This is a genomic window from Maritalea sp. (genome assembly GCF_051251695.1).
In the GTDB taxonomy this organism is placed as follows: Bacteria; Pseudomonadota; Alphaproteobacteria; order Rhizobiales; family Devosiaceae; genus Maritalea.
The window spans coordinates 80,602-97,428 of the sequence record NZ_JBPOEU010000001.1 but is presented as its reverse complement, the minus strand read 5'-3'; the positions used below and the strand labels follow the sequence as shown (position 1 = coordinate 97,428).

Sequence of the window (16,827 nt, the reverse complement as noted above, 5' to 3'; positions counted from 1 at the left end):
TCAGTTTCATGCATTCGGTCGATAAGTGCGTATAATGCGACGTATGTGCGCGTGTGAAGGCGTGCGAATTGGGAGATGAGTTTGACTCAAACACCGCTACTAACCATTGAAGATCTTTGTATCGATGTCGGCTCCCGTCCGGTCATTGAAGGGGTGTCTCTTTCGGTAAATCCGGGTGAAATGCTGGGACTGGTCGGCGAGTCTGGTTGCGGGAAGTCGGTGACGGCATTAGCGATCGCACGGCTTTTGGATGAACCGCCAATGCACATTCGAAAAGGAAAAATCCACTTCGACGGTGAGGACATTTTGTCCAAATCTGAACATGAGCTTGAAGCGTTGCGCGGCAATAGAATTGCCATGATCTTTCAAGAGCCGATGACGTCGCTCAACCCGGTTTTCACTATTGGAGACCAGATAACTGAAGTGATTTTGTTGCACCTTGGTCCAGACAAGTCTGCAGCAAAAAAGCGCACGATTGAACTGCTCGAAAGAGTTGGCATTCCTGCCCCAGAACAAGCTGCATTGAAGTACCCGCATCAAATGTCTGGCGGACAAAGGCAAAGGGCAATGATTGCAATTGCGCTGGCTTGTGATCCTGAATTGCTGATTGCCGACGAACCGACTACCGCCCTTGATGTGACAGTGCAGGCACAAATTCTTGAGCTCCTTGAAGATTTGCGACGCGAGATGGGGATGGCAGTTTTGCTCATCACCCATGATCTAGGTGTTGTTTCGCAATATTGTGCGCGTGTTGCCGTGATGTACGGGGGACGCGTGGTGGAAGAGGCTCCTGCAGCTGAGTTGTTTTCTAAACCGCGTCATCGATATACAGAGGCGCTTTTGCGAACTATTCCTGCCGCCAACCCACCCGGCACTGAGTTGCCAGCAATTCCCGGTACTGTGCCACCGCCCGGTGACCGGCCTGACGGTTGTGCATTTCACCCGCGTTGCACCGCCGCAGTTGAAATATGCAAAACAAAAATGCCGGAATTGAGCGATGAAGCCCACCGATTACGTTGTTGGAACCCAGTCTAATGGCACTACTTGAAGTTAAGAACCTATCAAAAACATTCCCCGGGCCAAAAGGGGCTACCGTTCAGGCGGTTTCCGACGTTTCGTTCAACGTTGAAGATGGTGAAGTTTTGGGCGTCGTGGGCGAGTCTGGTTGCGGGAAATCCACATTAGGACGCTCAATTCTGAGGTTGATTGAGCCCAGTGCTGGCGAAGTTATCGTCGAGGGTCGCGATATCGTTGAGCTTAATCGTAAACAGCTCAAAGAAATTCGCCGTGAACTTCAAATCATTTTTCAAGACCCCTTCGGGTCGCTCAACCCGCGCCATAAGGTCGGACAGCTGATTGGTGAACCGCTTGATGTTCACAAAATTGGCACACGCGCCGAGCGCTTGGAAAAGGTCAAAGGCCTGTTGGATATCGTTGGGTTGCCGCAAAGTTCAATTGACCGATATCCGCATGAGTTTTCCGGAGGGCAGCGGCAACGCATTGCTATTGCACGTGCGCTTGCGCTGGACCCCAAACTGATTGTTGCCGACGAAGCAGTTTCTGCGCTTGATGTTTCCATTCAAAGTCAGATCATCAATTTGATTGCAAGCCTGCAAAAACGGCTCAATCTCTCAATCATCTTTATCAGCCATGATCTTTCTGTGATCCGCCATGTGAGTGATCGAATTGCGGTTATGTATTTGGGGCGAATTGTCGAAATTGGCGAAACCGAAGAAGTGATGGCGCGCCCACAACACCCATACACTCAGTCGCTGTTATCTGCCATTCCTCGGGTCGGAGACAAACGCTCCCGCACCAATTTGGGCGGCGAAGTGCCCGATCCATCTAATCCACCGTCAGGATGTGCCTTTCACACAAGGTGCCCAAAAGTTATGGATGTGTGCTCGTCCATTCGACCCGAATTGGGCGTTGGTGACGTGGGCGCAAAAGGAGAGGTGGCATGCCACCTGTTTAAGCAATGATGGACGCAGCACATATCGTTCGAAAAGCGTTCGCGCCTGTATCCGACGCCATTCAAGCAGGGCGCATTCCCGGTGGTGTTTTAGCCGTCTTTACCAACGAAGGTGATCGAGCGATCATTTCTGAAGGCCAGGCGCAAACTGTGCCTTCCGCTCGATCAATGCATGATGATACTTGGTTTGACTTGGCATCCTTGACCAAGGTGATATTTACAACACCCAAAATTCTTTCACTTGCCGTGGACGGACACATTGATCTGGATACGCCGCTGATCAGCCTACTGCCTGATCTCAGGCAATATGATGCGAATGCGTGGGAACGAAAAGTGACATTTCGCCAGTGCTTGGGGCATCAAACTCCATTTCCGGCCGTGGAGCCGATTTATACATATGGACGTGATCCAGAATTGCTGCGCGCTTTTATTCTCCAGTGCGAGTGGCGACATGGGTCTCCGGTCTATTCCGACATCAATTTCATTCTGTTAGGGTTTGCACTCGAACGGTTCTATGGTTGCAGCCTCCGCGAAATAGAACTTCCAAGAGGATTTTCTTTCAGCGCAGATCCCATGAAAAGTGCAGCGACTGAGGATTGTACCTGGCGGCACAAAGTGATGTGCGGTGAGGTCCATGACGACAATTGTTACGCGCTAGAGGGCGCAGGTCATGCGGGCCTATTTGGCACTGCCAATGCAGTCCTAGATTTTGCAGCTGACCTGATGCGCGACGCCCATAGCCCAGCGGTAAAACTGATGCGTACTCCACTGTCTGAAACACGGGCGCATGGATTTGAACGTCCTCACGCTGGCTGGTCTGGTGGCGACAATTGTTCAACAAATACAATCGGTCACACTGGTTTTACGGGTACGGGCTTATGGGTGGATTTTGATGCAGGGCTGAGTTGGACATTACTGACCAACCGCGTTCACCCCACCCGCCATTTTGATAGCGGCATTGCACAATTACGACGCGCAGTTGGCGACCTCGTTACAAGTTCATAAGGAACAAGACATGGCTTCAATTTGGTCCGTGGGCCTCATGACAGGGACGGTATTGGACGGGAACATTGACGTCGCGCTCATTCGCACGGACGGAGAAAGTGTCGCAGAATTCGGACCCTACACACTCGCGCCTTATCCCAATGAGATCAATGAGATGCTTTCCCAAGCGCTTGCTGAAGCGCGCGACTGGAATTTTGATGGCCCGGAACCTGCAATTTTCGCCAAAGTTGAAGCCTTGCTAACAGATGCGCAATCCCAAGCGGTAAAGGCGCTGGTTGAGAGTGCAGGCATGAAGATGTCACAAATTGGCGCTGTAGGGTTTCACGGACAAACCGTATTACACCGCGCACCGCAACCGGGTCGCATTGGGCGAACGCGTCAGTTGGGGGATGGTCCTCGGATGCAAAACCATCTGGGTGTGCCAGTCGTTTATGATTTTAGAACTGCTGATATAGAAGCCGGAGGACAGGGCGCCCCACTTTCCGCAATTTATCATGCTGCATTGTTGCGCGGAATTGAGGCCAATGGAGATGTGGCTATACTCAATTTGGGAGGTGTCGCCAACATCTCCTGGACCGACGGTGCCGATCAGTTGATTGCATTTGATACCGGCCCCGCAAATGCGCCAACCAATGATTTTATGAAAGCGCGTGGTCTTGGGGTGATGGACGAGGACGGCGCATTGGCCCTTTCAGGCAAGGTTGATGAACAACGACTTTCAAAACTGCTAGACCATCCGTACCTTGATGCGGCGTTTCCTAAATCGCTCGACCGTTTTGATTTCGGACCAGAAATGGTTGATGGATTGTGCAATGCCGACGGTGCAGCAACTCTTGCAGCATTTACAGCTGCCGCAGTTGGCAAGGCACTTGATCTGTTGCCTCAACGACCTTCACGCCTCGTGGTTTGTGGCGGGGGCCGAAAAAACCCCGCGATGATGAAGGCACTTGGTCAGCGCACGGGGTGTACTGTCGAATTTGCAGAAGATCACGGTTGGCGTGGTGATGCTGTTGAGGCGGAATGTTTTGCTTTGCTTGCTGTGCGAACATTGCGCGGAATGCCGATTAGTTTCCCCACCACCACAGGCGCTCCGCGACCCATGGTTGGTGGCCGTATCGCGAAATAGAGTTCGCTTTACGGTTGTTGTAACACGACAATTATCTTCCCATTCCCCACCAAATTTGCCGCTACAATTCGGCAAATGCCTATCTATGATCTTGGTTGTTGTCGCGCTGTATTTAATCATTCTCGCCGGGCATAGGTACTTACACACACGCCTTGTGTTACCCGGGATTAACCAAAACTAATCAAACATATGATGGGGCAAACGATCAATTCTTTGATTCAATAACCTCAGTTGAACATGACCCGTGACCATCTGAATTCCATACTTTCGGTCTCATGTATTTATTAAAGCTCTGATGGCCGTTTCGCGCACAAAAACGCACAACCATCATTCTGAATTATGTCCATTTGAGAAGGCTATCGATCATGAAAAGCATAGAACAAGAGCCAAGTGTTTCGTTGAAAAACCCGTTTAAAAACATGAGGGTTGGCATGAAAATTGGTTTAGGTTCAGGAATGATCTTGGCTTTTCTCGTGGTCGTCGCAGCACTAGCGTATTTTGGTCTTGCAGGTGCGAATGAGAACTTTAAACAATACCGCAGCTACGCGCTGCAAACCAACCATTTAGGGCGTATTCAGGCCAATTTATTGATGGCGAGACTAGGTGCCAAAGACTTCATACTGAATAACTCGGATGCCGCTGCTGAGGAAGTTCGAAATCGAATTAGCTCTACCGAGGCCTTGATAAATGAAGGCTCAAATTTGTTCGCGCGGGAGCAAGCCTTTGCGGCGATGTCGGATGCCTATTTGCAGATTGAAACTTATCAGACTGTATTCACGAATGTCACAGAGTTGGTGCGACAGCGTAATGAACTTGTTGCAAAAATGAACGTGGTGGGTCCGCAAGCGGAACAAGACCTCACATCAATTATGCAAAGTGCGTTTTCGGCTTCAGACGCCAAAGCAAGTTATATGGCTGGTATTGACTTGAGAAGTTTGCTGCTTGCGCGTCTTTATGCCAATCGCTTTTTGGTCGACAATAGTCAAGAAAGTGCGGATCGCGCAAAACTGGAGCTAGCAGAGTTTAAACGCTTGGCACAAGCAATGCTGAACGAACTTCAAAATCCGACACGGCGCAAACTTGCCAATTCAGTGCTAGAAAGTGCGAATGCTTATGAAACTGCATTTGATGAAACAGTGACCATCATCAATGCGCGCAACAACCAAATTCAAAATACCTTAGACAAAATTGGCCCTGCGCTCGCCGACGAAATGGAGCGCCTTAAGCTTGAAAGTCAGGCACTTCAAGACGAGCTTGGACCTCAAGCCACACAAGAAATCAACACAACTGTTATGACGACGAGCATTGCTTCGATTATTGCTTTGATATTCGGTACGTTGTTGGCATTCGTCACCGGCAGAGCAATTTCTGGGCCGATTGTGGAAATGACCGAAACGATGAAAGTCGTATCCGATGGCGATCTTTCGGTAGAAATTCCTTCGCGTGATCGTTCGGACGAAATTGGGAATATGGCGCGAGCTGTTGAGATATTCAAACAAAACGGCATTGAGCGAATTCGACTGGAAAAGGAAAGCGCCGCGGAAGCGATGACCCGCAATGCGCGGCAGACCAACATCGAAGAACTGATTGCTCAATTTAGGGGCACAGTCACCGCAACGTTGGATGTTGTGGCCACAAATACATCTGAAATGAGCGCGACGGCGAATTCACTCACCACTATCGCGAACAACACGTCAGGCCAAACCAGTGAAGCAGCGGGGGCGTCCCAAATGGCGTCTGAGAATGTGCAGGCTGTCGCCGCGGCAGCTGAGGAATTGGCTGCATCCATTGAAGAGATTTCCCGCCAAGTTTCAAAAACAAATAATTTGGTCAGTGCGGCAAATATCGCAGCTAATGCGTCCAACGATAAGGTAGAAAACTTAGCAACCGCTGCAAAAAAAATCGGGGACGTTATATCCCTTATCCAAGACATCGCAGAGCAGACCAATCTTTTGGCACTCAACACATCCATTGAGGCTGCGCGGGCTGGGGAAGCAGGTAAGGGGTTTGCAGTCGTTGCCACAGAGGTGAAGTCCTTGGCAAATCAAACGGCCACCGCCACGATAGAAATCTCAAACCAAATCGCTGACATACAAGAATCTACCGGTGATGCGGTGTCAGCCATTCAGGAGATTGTTCGCACTATGGCTGAGGTTAACTCTTTCACTGCATCCATTGCCTCCGCAGCAGAAGAGCAGGGCGCTGCCACAGCAGAAATTGCACAAGCAGTTTCACAAGCCGCTGATGGGACAAAGCAGGTTGTCGGGTCATTGGATATCGTCTCGGCCTCGGTAAATGAAACCAACACAAGCGCCGCACAAGTACTAAGCGCATCAGAAGGTGTGTCCAAACAGTCTACCGTCCTTAAAGGTACAGTGGACAAATTCCTAGACGAAGTTGCGGCAGCTTAGGCATAGCCGCAGATCAAAAATGGGCGTCCAGCACGGGCGCCCATTTGCATAAATTTGTGTGATAAAACCTCGAAGGATTGTTAGGTCTTCTCGGCAGCTAGATCAAATGAACTCATGTTACTGCGCTGCATTTGACGACGCGTAGTGCTTACGTTTTGACATTTTGCCTATACCGGGATTTAGCGAGTTGGTTGGGTCAATTGTGCGATAAAACGCGGCTAGATCTGGTTTTGCTTCATACTGGTGACCGACATTGTGCTCTGCAGGATATTCCGCGCCGCGTTTATCTAAAAGTTGAAGCATTGCTTCTTTGATGGCCGCAGGGTCCTCTCCTTTTTTGACAATATAGTCTTGGTGCAGAACGTGGCACATGAAATGCCCATAATAAAGGCAGTGATGAAGTTTGTCGGCGATTTCTGGCGGAAGCTTTTCAAACCAGTCTAGCGCGTTTCGCGGCAGCGCAATGTCTAGTGCCAATACTTCTTCAACTTCATCGCGATGAATTGCAGCATATCGAATGGCCGCGCCTGCTGCCGCAAATCGGTTGAGAGCAGCAAGTTGAGCTTCTCTTTCGCCGCACTCGAAAAAGGAGGCATCTTTGCCAGATAGTATTTCTGGTAAATGCTGAGCCGCTTCATCTATCCCGTCATCAGACATTTTTAAAATGAGGTGATGTTCGAATTGGTCTCGAAATTTGTATAGCCTTCGCGGTAAAATATCACGCCATAGACCGCTAATCGTCTGCATGAATTTGTCAGTGAAGCCATGAGTAATTGCGAACTTGTTCAATCGCGCGTCGATCGCGCCTTTCAGTGCAAAAAATGCCGGTAGTTTATCTGTCCCCAGCTTATCGATCATTACCACGGTGTCTTTGCCGTACTTTGCAGCTATGTCAAAGCAATTGCGATGCATGTATTCGGCGCTAATTGGCAGGTTTTCGAACTCTGCAAGGATTGAATGCCGAATTTTGGTTAGATCGGATGGGTCATTAGTACCTATATAAAACGTCTTATCGCGTTTGTGCGTTGGAAAAGTGTCGAGCCTTACAGCAAACACCGCAAGTTTGCCGCCACATCCGGCGCTTTCGTGTAGGCAACGTTTGTCGGCGTTAAAACGGGCAGGGGTTGGGGCCGATATGTCTCGTACAATATTTGGATATTGAGTGTCAGAAGCTTTTTGATTATTGGGCTGATGCGTGTTTAAAAGGTTTCCGGCTTCAACATTTGTCAAAATTTCTTCGGGCGTTTCGCCAAGTTCTACGCCCAGCTGGTTGACCAGCTCCAATGTGCCTTCAGACGTCACTTGAGCAAACAAAGTCATTTCGGTGTATGCGGGGCCGCGTTCCACAAGAGCGCCGCCAGAATTGTTGCACACACCGCCGATAACCGAAGCGCCAATGCAAGATGAGCCGATAACTGAATGGGGTTGGCGGCCTAAGGGCTTTAACAACTTCTCCAACTCGAACAAACTTGCACCAGGTAGGGCGACAATTTGCCGACCGTTATGAAGCGGATGAATGGTGCGCAGTCTTTGCGTATTAATCAGCACGACATCTCTGTCGTAATGGCCGTCTGGTGTCGATCCGCCGGTCAGCCCGGTATTTGCCGCTTGAAAAATTACGATCTTATCCGCCGCCACACAGGCTTTCAGCGTATTCCACATTTCAACAAGCGAGCCGGGCCGCACAACTGCTATGGCGTGTCCTTGACCGGTTCTAAATCCCGTCAGAAACCGTCGGGTCGTCGCTTTGCTTGTGAGAACATGACGTTTGCCGACTGCATTGGAGAGCTGATTGATCAAATCTTGATTATTCACTTTTTCGCCTGCTTAAAAATCGATTGCGGAAAGCTGGAGGAGGCCGCCTAAACATTACCAAGTAATGTTTTGGCGGCAAGGTCGTGTAACTGCGATCTGAAGTCTTTCATCGCAGGTAAGTTTTCTCGATGAGAAAAGTAGGTTCGATTGCTCAATGCGATGACGATGAGTTCTGATGCAGGATCGATCCATAGGGAGGTGCCCGTGAACCCGGTATGCCCAATCGAATTGATCGGGAACGCGCGCCCGCAACTACAATCATCCTCAGCCGAAGTTTTTAGTTCCCAGCCCAAGGTTCGAGCAACTAGATGATTGGGGTTGCCGTTTTCAAATGTAAGCGTGTCTTGCTCTTCGAGCAGGGCGAGGGCGAATTTATGCAAGTCCTTGGCCGTTGAGAACAAGCCTGCATTGCCTTTGTTGCCGCCAAGCAGACGCGAAGTGCTGTCGTGAACCACGCCAGTTCTTGCGTTGTTGGTGTTGTCTGGCTTAACCGTAGGCACAATTCGTTCAGCAAAATGCCTGCGTGTATGAGGTCGAAACAGTGTGTCTTTTAGATCCAACGGTTTGGCGACATAATTGTTGAAAGCACGCTCAAGTGGAACGTTTAGGACGTGTTCAATTACTTCGCCAAGTAGGATGTAACCCAAACAAGAATAAATCATCTTCGCCCCAGGTTCATGACTAAGCGCGACATCCATCAAGAGTTGGTGCGCTGTTTCACGATCGTCTGTCATTTTTGCCAAAGGCATATCCGCAGGAAGCCCAGAGACATGAAATGCGAGTTGGCCCAGGGTGATATCTTCTTTGTTGTCACCAAGAAACGCGGGGACAAAGTGCGCTACTTTGTCGGAAAGCGAAACAGCACCTTCTCGTATCAATTGTCGCAACAACGTAGCGGTGGCAACTGGCTTGGTGACAGACGCAACATCAAAAACTGAGTTGAACTTCAAAGGAACGTCATTATTTGTCGGGCTGCCCCAAACACCATGCGCCAGTGTTGAAGAGCCTGTGGCCACCAATACTTCAATTGACGGAAAGGTTCTTTCGCCAATTGCCTTCCCGATTAAGTCATCTAAGTCGCGTAACATACTATGATTATTTAATCGCGCCGGCAGTCATGCCAGCAATGAAGCGTTTCGATTGGACAATAAAGATCACCATGATGGGTAAAGCTGCAAGGGTAAGTCCTGCGTAAAGTACACCATAATTGATCGAATATTCGCCAAAGAACGAGGTCAAACCCTGCGCAATAGTTCTCCATTCAGGTGACTGAATAAAGATTAAGGGGAAGAAGAAATCATTCCAAATAGGGACCGCATTATAGATACCAGCAATAACCATTGCCGGGGTGATAAGGGGCACCATTATTTCTACCATAATGCGGAATTCACTCGCGCCATCCATCCGGGCACTGTCTTCAAGTTCTGATGGAAGAGAGCGCAGAAATCCAGTCATAATAAACACGGTCGCGGGCAGCGACATCGCAGTATATATGCATATCAAGCCAATTAGATTGTCCACCAGCCCAAGCGCTTTTAACTGGATAAAAAGTGGGATAATGGCAAGGCGCAGGGGCAACATTAGCCCGCTTAAAAAGAACAACGAAACCATGATGTTGCCGCGAAATTTATATCGGGATAACGCGTAAGCAGCCATAGTGCCGATGATCAACAAAAACAGCACAGAAATGCCAGTAACAATTGTCGAATTCAAGAAGTAGCGTGGCACATTTGTTTCGTTCCAAATGACAGCAAAATTGTCGAGGTTGAAACTGCTCGGCAATGAGAAGGGCGCTGAGAATATCTCGTTATTTGTCTTAAACGCCGATAGAGCCATCATAATGATGGGGTAAAGCATGATCAGCGCGTTGAAGCCCAAAAATATGTGCATCAACCATGTGCCGAAATCGCCAGATTTTTTCTCTGTCATGATCTGCCCCTAACTCAATTCAACTTCGCGACTGGTCAAATACCGTGTCGCGATGGTTGAGAAGGTGAAAATGAAAATGAAAATCAAAACCGCAAGTGCTGAGCCAGTACCGAAGTCTGAGTTCCCAGCGCTAACCGAACCAAAGGCTGTTCGGTAGAACAAAAGTCCCAGCATATCTGTGGAATAGGCAGGAGATCCTTCAAGGCCGCCCATAATGTAAGGGATTTCAAACCAGTTGAACGAGCCGATAAACGTCAAAACGACAATGATGGTGACGGCAGGCGCCATAAGCGGCCAAATGATGTCGCGCGCGATATTCCACTCGCTTGCGCCGTCCAAACGAGCTGCCTCAATTAGGTCTTTGGGAATGCGATGAATCGCGGCGAGGAACACGAGTGTTGGAAAACCAACCCAGTGCCACGTATTTACAATGAGCATTGATCCGAGCGCGGTTTCAGGCAAGCCGAGCCAAGGCAATGCCCAGCTATCCAACTGCACCATGCGCAAGAACGTGTTCACAAGGCCAAAAATTGGGTTCAAGAACAATTTCCATTGGAAGCCGATAATTACAGTGGAAAGGATGACGGGTAGGAAAAACGCAACTTGGTAAAACCGATATCCTTTGGGTTCGCGCGCGAGCAAAAGCGCCAAAACCAAAGCCAATCCGTTTTGCACAATCATCAACGTGACAAACACTTTGATATTGTTGAAAAACGCGTTGAATAGGAACTTGTTGTTTAGCGGGTTGAAAAGAACTTCGGAAAAATTCGCAAGGCCGACAAACTCTCCACGAACCAGTCCATCCCAGTCGTAAACTGAATACCAGATTGCCGAGGCCATGGGCAAAAACACAAAGGTTGCCAAAATCGCAACTGCGGGGAACAGCAAAAAGACAATCCACAATCGTCTAAGTCTCTTGCGGTGTTTGATCGCGTTCTGAAAATCGTTGTCAGTAACATTGGACATGGTCATCTACCTGCCAATCTCAATGCGTTGGTCGTCAGGGCCAAAGAGATGGCAGTCATCAACTTTAAAGCTGACTTGAATTTTCTCACCGGGCTTTACTTCTAAATCGCCAAGATGATGCACAACGATGTCTTCGCCAACCTCGGTTTTGAGGTAAATATACGTTTGCGCACCAAGGCGCTCAACGGTGCTTGCCGCGCCAGTAAATGTGCCATCGCCAGAGCCTATCGGCGACAAGTCCTCAGGGCGAATACCCAAATTTACATTGTCCGCAATTTCAAGCGAACCGGGGGCGGCTTTAAACTCAAATTCCACGCCGTTCGTTAGGCGAACATGGTGTTGATCATTCGAAATTTTCAAAATTTTACCGGGAAAGAAGTTCATTGCCGGGGAGCCGATAAACCCAGCAACAAATTTGTTGCCTGGCTTTTTGAACAATTCAAGGGGCGCACCAACTTGCTCAATATTACCGGCGCGCAACACGACGATTTTATCGGCCATGGTCATGGCTTCCACCTGGTCGTGGGTAACGTAAATCATCGTGGTTTTAAGCTGTTGGTGCAGGTTGGTCAGCTCAATCCGCATCTGCACGCGAAGCTTCGCGTCTAGATTGGAGAGCGGTTCATCAAATAGGAATACCCGAGGGTCGCGCACAATCGCTCGTCCGATCGCCACGCGCTGGCGTTGTCCACCGGATAAGGCTTTTGGCTTGCGGTCTAACAATTCTGTTAGCTGTAAAATATCTGCTGCTGCTCTTACTTTTTCTTCTATGAACGCCTTGCTTTTCTTAGCAACGCGTAATGCGTAAGACATGTTTTCATAAACAGTCATATGCGGGTAAAGCGCGTAGGATTGGAATACCATGGCTAATCCGCGCTTGGCTGGCGGTAAGTGGTCAATCCGCTCCCCGTCTATATAAATCTCACCGGCGGTTTGTTCTTCCAGCCCGGACAAGAGGCGGAGCAATGTTGACTTTCCGCAACCGGATGGGCCGACGAAAACAACAAATTCATTGCCTTCAATTGTAAGATCAGCACCGTGGATAACCTTTACATCACCAAATTGTTTGGTCACGCCGCGCAGTTCAATTTGTGCCATTTTATTGTCCTGAAAAGGGTGAGTTGAATTGGTGTAGTGCTGAACTAATAGTCAGGCCCTTTGGGGCAGGGAGTGAAGCCCCAAAGGGATGGTTTAGGCGTACTTATGCCTATTCAGCGCTTTTAATTCCGTCGCTGATATCTTTGGCAACTTCAGCCGCAGACTTTTTGCCGGTGAACAGTTCCTGCAATCCATTTTGCAACAAGCTAGAGCCCGTTGGTTTGTTGAACCGGAATGCTACAAGCATAATGTATGGTGTCGCTTCAGCATGGAACGAAGATACTTTTGCAAGCATTGGGTCTGAGATGTTTGCGCCGTCAACTGCTGGTACATTTGCCAATTTATCTGACAACATTTGTGCAAATGGCTGTGTTGCTGTGAACTGGATGAATTTAAGCGCTGCTTCTTTGTTTTCTGATGAAGCATTTACGCCATATCCACCATCAAGCCATGTTGCGACCATGCGTGGACCGCCTGCTTCAGCCGATGGACCTGCCATGATGTCGAAATTTACGCCGCTATCAACAAAACCAGGCAATTCCCATGAACCGCCAACGAACATCGCAGCTTGGCCTGCCATAAAGAGTTGTTTCATGGTCGCATAATCAACGCCCTCAAAACCATTTGGCATGTAGTCTGTTAGTTCGGCCAGTTTTTCCAATGCGCCGACGAAACGTGCGTCTTCAAAATCGGTTCCGCCGGATGTAACTTCACCAAAGTACTCTTTGCCGTAAAAGTTTGGCATAAACGCGCCAGCCATAACTTCGGCTGTCCAACCATCAGCGATACCGTTTGCCAAAGGTGTTACGTTCTTTTGCTTAAACATTTCAGCAGCTGCTTTGAACTCAGCCCAAGTTGCAGGCAGTTCAACACCATGTTTTTCGAACAGGTCTTTGTTGTAATAAACAAGAACAGTTTGGGATGCGAACGGAACAGCATAAACATGCCCATCAGCCCGCAATGTTGTGCCAAGCAGTTCGTCAGCACTTAATGCTGAAAGATCGATTTTGCCATCAAGCTGCTCTAAATAGCCAGGGGCCGCAATCACCTCCAATGAGCCATATGAGCGTGTGTGCATGATGTCCGGTCCAGCGCCACCAGCCAATGCTGTGGTCAGGATTGTGTTATATGCAGTTGCTTCATGGGCTGTGAACGTAACCTTGATGTCAGGGTTTTGTTCTTCAAAAGCCGCGATGATCTGGTTGTAGCCTTTCACATCTTCTTGACGCCATGACCAGAAATCCAATTGTGTCTGGGCGAGTGCAGTACCCGCATACGCCAATGTCGCTGCGCTGAGCACAGCTGATGTGGCAAGTCTCTTAAGATTGTTCATTTTGTTCCCTCCCTAGAAAAACATTTTTGGCATTTGGCCAAATGAATAGGTTTGAAGAGCAACGTATTTAACGCCTTCATCGGCGAGGTTTTCGCATGACCAAAATCATGTTCAAGGTGCTATTCGCCGGATGAGGAGTTTATTCCTCTGTTAAGGAATATAAAATTCTCAAAATCTCATGTCAATAATAAAAAATCACTGATTTTGAATTTGTGAATAATTTAGTCCAACTAACGAAGTTGGTTGACCACTTCTTGGCTATCTTGAATTTTGCTGGCCATATCTGCTTCTTTTTGAGCGAACAAAATAAACAGCAAGTCAGTGATTGCCAGTTGGGCCGTGCGGGTCGCGATTGAAGATGACCGGACAAGATTTTCGCTGGCGATGCATTTGAGCACCAATTCATTCTTGCCGATATTCTTAGAGGTGCTTGGGCCTGTTAGGTTTAAGATTGGAATGCCGTGCTGTCGGGCATAATCGGCTGCAACCAAGAGTTCTTTGGTTTTTCCTGAATAGGAAATGAGGATCAACAGGTCGTCGCTGTCAAATCGGGCAAGGTTTGCCAAATGAACATGGGCATCGCCGCCAGAGATAACGGCCTTGCCTAACTTGGTTAGCTTGGACGCAAAATCGCTACTTACGAGTGCGGAGCCGCCAACACCCAAAATTATAATTCGATTTGCGCCGACCAGTTTCTCCACCGCGAGGCTAAAATCATGGGTAGAGTTTAGCTTTAGCGTTTCCGACAAAGCCGCAACTTTACTGTTATACATTTTTTGCGCCACCGCATTTAGCGGGTCATCGCTAAAGATATCACCATGAATTTGTTCAGCACCTTGCGTTCGCGCAATCTCAGCGCTCAACGCAATCTTTAAAGCCGGGAAGCCGGGCAGGCCGATCTTCTTGCAAAATTTGATTATGCTCGATTGGCTTACGCCACATTGCAGCGCCAGTGTTTGTGAGGTCATTGTGGTCACAAGGGAAGGGTCGTCCAAGATACCCTGTGCAATACGGCGTTCGTTTTGTGACAAATCCTCAAGATTTGCGTTTAACTTTGCGATAAGGTTCTGAGCACTTTGCATTTAATGGGCATTTCCCTTAGTTGACGTAAAGCACCAATATCACAAAAAAGTCGGGCAAAGAATTTAAAATTCTTGACGATGCTCGACTGGGAATACATAATTCCAACATGACGGCTGACCATAACAAAATCGCTGAAGATAATCTATTGCGTTTGTCTTCCACCCTTGAAGGGCTAACTTCTGAAAGCACAAATGCGCGTTCAGAACGGTTAGACGAAATGTCAGCGCAAGAAATTGCCCAGTTGATGAATGACGAGGACAAAGCTGTTGCATTGGCTGTCGAATGCGTTTTGGAACCCATAGGTTTAGCAATTGAAGCGGCCAAAGATTCACTAAAAGCTGGTGGGCGAATAATTTACGTGGGTGCCGGGACAAGCGGCAGGTTAGGGGTGCTTGATGCATCCGAAATTCCACCCACATTTTCGGCGCCCCCTGAGCTGTTTCACGCGATCATTGCTGGCGGCGCACCAGCAATATTCCAAGCTCAAGAGGGTATTGAAGATGATACGGAACGTGGCGTTTTTGATATTGAGCAGGCGAGTGTTTGCGAAAACGACCTCGTTATCGGGTTAGCAGCCTCCGGACGCACCCCATACGTGATGGCAGCCTTGAAATTCGCGAATGAAAAGGGCGCAACAACCGTTGGTATTTCGTGCAATGCGAATAGCCCGATTGAGGAAATCGTTGATATTTCCATTGCCCCGCTTGTGGGGCCAGAAATTCTTGCGGGGTCAACACGGCTTAAGTCTGGCACGGCGCAAAAAATGGTCCTGAACATGATTTCGACCGGGGCAATGGTCCGCTCTGGCAAGTGTTATGGCAACCGGATGGTTGAATTGAACGTGACCAACGAAAAGTTGCGCGCGCGTGCCTTAAATCTTGTTCGCGAATTGACCTCTGCCTCAAAAACGGAATCGCTAGAAGCCCTAAAGACGGCAAATTGGGACGTAAAAGTCGCAATTTTGATTTGCGAAACAGGTGCCGATGCTCAACAATCCATTGCGATGTTAAAAAGTGTGGGTGGCCATCTGCGCGCCGCACTGACCAAAGCGAGTAACATTGGCAATGGCGAATGAAGATAGCAGTTTACTGCTAATTGACGGCGGTGGCAGCGGTTCCCGCGCACGGCTTTGTACGCTCGATGGGCGCATTCTTGGGGGTGCTTCCGGCGGCGCTGCAAATATCTGCACCAACACTCAACAAACCATCCAAAATCTGATCCAACTCAAGCATGAGGCATACCAAGCTGCGGGTCGTGATTTGGGTTTGAGTGAACACGACTTCTCGCTGGTGGGTTTAGCCGGTGCAGGCGCAAGTCGCGCTGCGGATCTTGAACAGTTGCAAATTGCGCTGGCATTCAAAAAAACACATGTCGCGACGGACATCGAATTAACAGTTGCCTCAGCTCTTGGAGAAAATGACGGCGTTGTTGCCATGTTGGGCACTGGATCGTTCATCGTTCGGCAGCAATACGGCGCAGCACAACGTACCGGCGGCTGGGGATTTGAATTGGGTGATGAATGCGGTGGGGCTTGGCTTGGTCGCGAATTGCTGCGTGATACGATAAAAGCATATGACGGGCTGTTTGCTCCCTCGCAATTGACGCAAAAAACACTACAGGACTTTGGTGGTTCGCCCCATAAAATGATTGAGTTCGCCCGCAAATCTGTTGCATCAGATTACGCAAAATTGGCGCCCCAAATTGTAACAGCTTACGAAGCGCAAGACCCTGTTGCACATCAAATTATCGACCGTGCAATAAAGATATTGATCAGCATGTTGGGTTCCGCTGACAAAATTATTGCGCAACGTCTTTGTTTCGTCGGGGGGCTTGGCCCAATTTACCAAAAATGGATGCCGACAGAGTATCAAAGCATTTGCCACCCACCATTGGGTGGTGCGCTAGATGGCGCATTCTTGCTCGCCAAAAAACACTTCGCGCAGGAACAAAAATTATAGCACCGCACATGCGATTACTAAAAATCACTCGAAATTTATTTTCTGCGCACAGCCACCATATCGATTTGAGGGCGAGGGCCTTCTATTGCAAACTGGAAAATTGTTTGGCGAACTGCGGGTGAGGCGACTGT

General features: G+C 48.8%; 14 protein-coding genes. 7 read left to right on the top strand and 7 right to left on the bottom strand.

Annotated features, from left to right (window positions below):
• The first annotated feature begins 75 nt into the window (after positions 1–75).
• The 5 genes from ACSHWX_RS00470 to ACSHWX_RS00450 all read left to right on the top strand — a co-directional run bounded on the left by ACSHWX_RS00470 (position 76) and on the right by ACSHWX_RS00450 (position 6,514).
• Entirely contained in the window at positions 76–1,035 is a 960-nt protein-coding gene (locus ACSHWX_RS00470) for an ABC transporter ATP-binding protein (protein ID WP_435666203.1), read from the top strand.
• The gene (locus ACSHWX_RS00465) at positions 1,035–1,982 is read left to right on the top strand and encodes an ABC transporter ATP-binding protein (protein ID WP_435666202.1); all 948 of its coding nucleotides are present in this window, start codon (positions 1,035–1,037) and stop codon (positions 1,980–1,982) included. Before ACSHWX_RS00470 ends, ACSHWX_RS00465 begins: the two co-directional genes overlap by 1 nt.
• Positions 1,979–2,977: a serine hydrolase domain-containing protein gene (locus ACSHWX_RS00460; protein ID WP_435666201.1), complete on the top strand. Its 999-nt coding sequence runs from the start codon at positions 1,979–1,981 to the stop codon at positions 2,975–2,977. Before ACSHWX_RS00465 ends, ACSHWX_RS00460 begins: the two co-directional genes overlap by 4 nt.
• Positions 2,978–2,987: 10 nt before the next feature.
• Positions 2,988–4,103, top strand: a complete 1,116-nt coding sequence (locus ACSHWX_RS00455; protein ID WP_435666200.1) for an anhydro-N-acetylmuramic acid kinase — start codon at positions 2,988–2,990, stop codon at positions 4,101–4,103.
• A gap of 365 nt (positions 4,104–4,468) precedes the next feature.
• Positions 4,469–6,514: a HAMP domain-containing methyl-accepting chemotaxis protein gene (locus tag ACSHWX_RS00450; RefSeq protein WP_435666199.1), complete on the top strand. Its 2,046-nt coding sequence runs from the start codon at positions 4,469–4,471 to the stop codon at positions 6,512–6,514.
• 117 nt (positions 6,515–6,631) lie between these two features.
• Here the strand turns inward: ACSHWX_RS00450 and dld are convergent, their stop codons facing one another.
• From dld to ACSHWX_RS00415, 7 genes are all read right to left on the bottom strand, one after another.
• Positions 6,632–8,329, bottom strand: a complete 1,698-nt coding sequence (gene dld / locus ACSHWX_RS00445) for a D-lactate dehydrogenase (RefSeq protein ID WP_435666198.1) — start codon at positions 8,327–8,329, stop codon at positions 6,632–6,634.
• A 47-nt stretch (positions 8,330–8,376) separates the two neighbouring features.
• Positions 8,377–9,417 carry a serine hydrolase domain-containing protein gene (locus ACSHWX_RS00440; RefSeq protein ID WP_435666197.1) on the bottom strand — a complete coding sequence of 347 codons (1,041 nt, stop codon included), beginning with the start codon at positions 9,415–9,417 and terminating at the stop codon, positions 8,377–8,379.
• A gap of 7 nt (positions 9,418–9,424) precedes the next feature.
• A complete protein-coding gene (locus tag ACSHWX_RS00435; RefSeq protein WP_435666196.1) occupies positions 9,425–10,258 on the bottom strand; it encodes a carbohydrate ABC transporter permease in 834 nt (277 codons plus the stop codon).
• Positions 10,259–10,267: 9 nt separating this feature from the next.
• A complete protein-coding gene (locus ACSHWX_RS00430; protein WP_435666195.1) occupies positions 10,268–11,224 on the bottom strand; it encodes a carbohydrate ABC transporter permease in 957 nt (318 codons plus the stop codon).
• A gap of 6 nt (positions 11,225–11,230) precedes the next feature.
• A complete protein-coding gene (locus ACSHWX_RS00425; RefSeq protein ID WP_435666194.1) occupies positions 11,231–12,322 on the bottom strand; it encodes an ABC transporter ATP-binding protein in 1,092 nt (363 codons plus the stop codon).
• Positions 12,323–12,431: 109 nt separating this feature from the next.
• Positions 12,432–13,655, bottom strand: a complete 1,224-nt coding sequence (locus ACSHWX_RS00420; RefSeq protein ID WP_435666193.1) for an extracellular solute-binding protein — start codon at positions 13,653–13,655, stop codon at positions 12,432–12,434.
• A 230-nt stretch (positions 13,656–13,885) separates the two neighbouring features.
• The gene (locus ACSHWX_RS00415; protein WP_435666192.1) at positions 13,886–14,737 is read right to left on the bottom strand and encodes a MurR/RpiR family transcriptional regulator; all 852 of its coding nucleotides are present in this window, start codon (positions 14,735–14,737) and stop codon (positions 13,886–13,888) included.
• Positions 14,738–14,844: 107 nt separating this feature from the next.
• Here ACSHWX_RS00415 and murQ point away from each other — a divergent pair, with 107 nt between their 5' ends.
• Complete coding sequence (murQ, locus tag ACSHWX_RS00410; RefSeq protein WP_435666191.1) at positions 14,845–15,813, top strand: N-acetylmuramic acid 6-phosphate etherase; 969 nt, start codon at positions 14,845–14,847, stop codon at positions 15,811–15,813.
• The gene (locus tag ACSHWX_RS00405) at positions 15,803–16,696 is read left to right on the top strand and encodes a BadF/BadG/BcrA/BcrD ATPase family protein (protein WP_435666190.1); all 894 of its coding nucleotides are present in this window, start codon (positions 15,803–15,805) and stop codon (positions 16,694–16,696) included. Before murQ ends, ACSHWX_RS00405 begins: the two co-directional genes overlap by 11 nt.
• Positions 16,697–16,827: the final 131 nt, after the last annotated feature.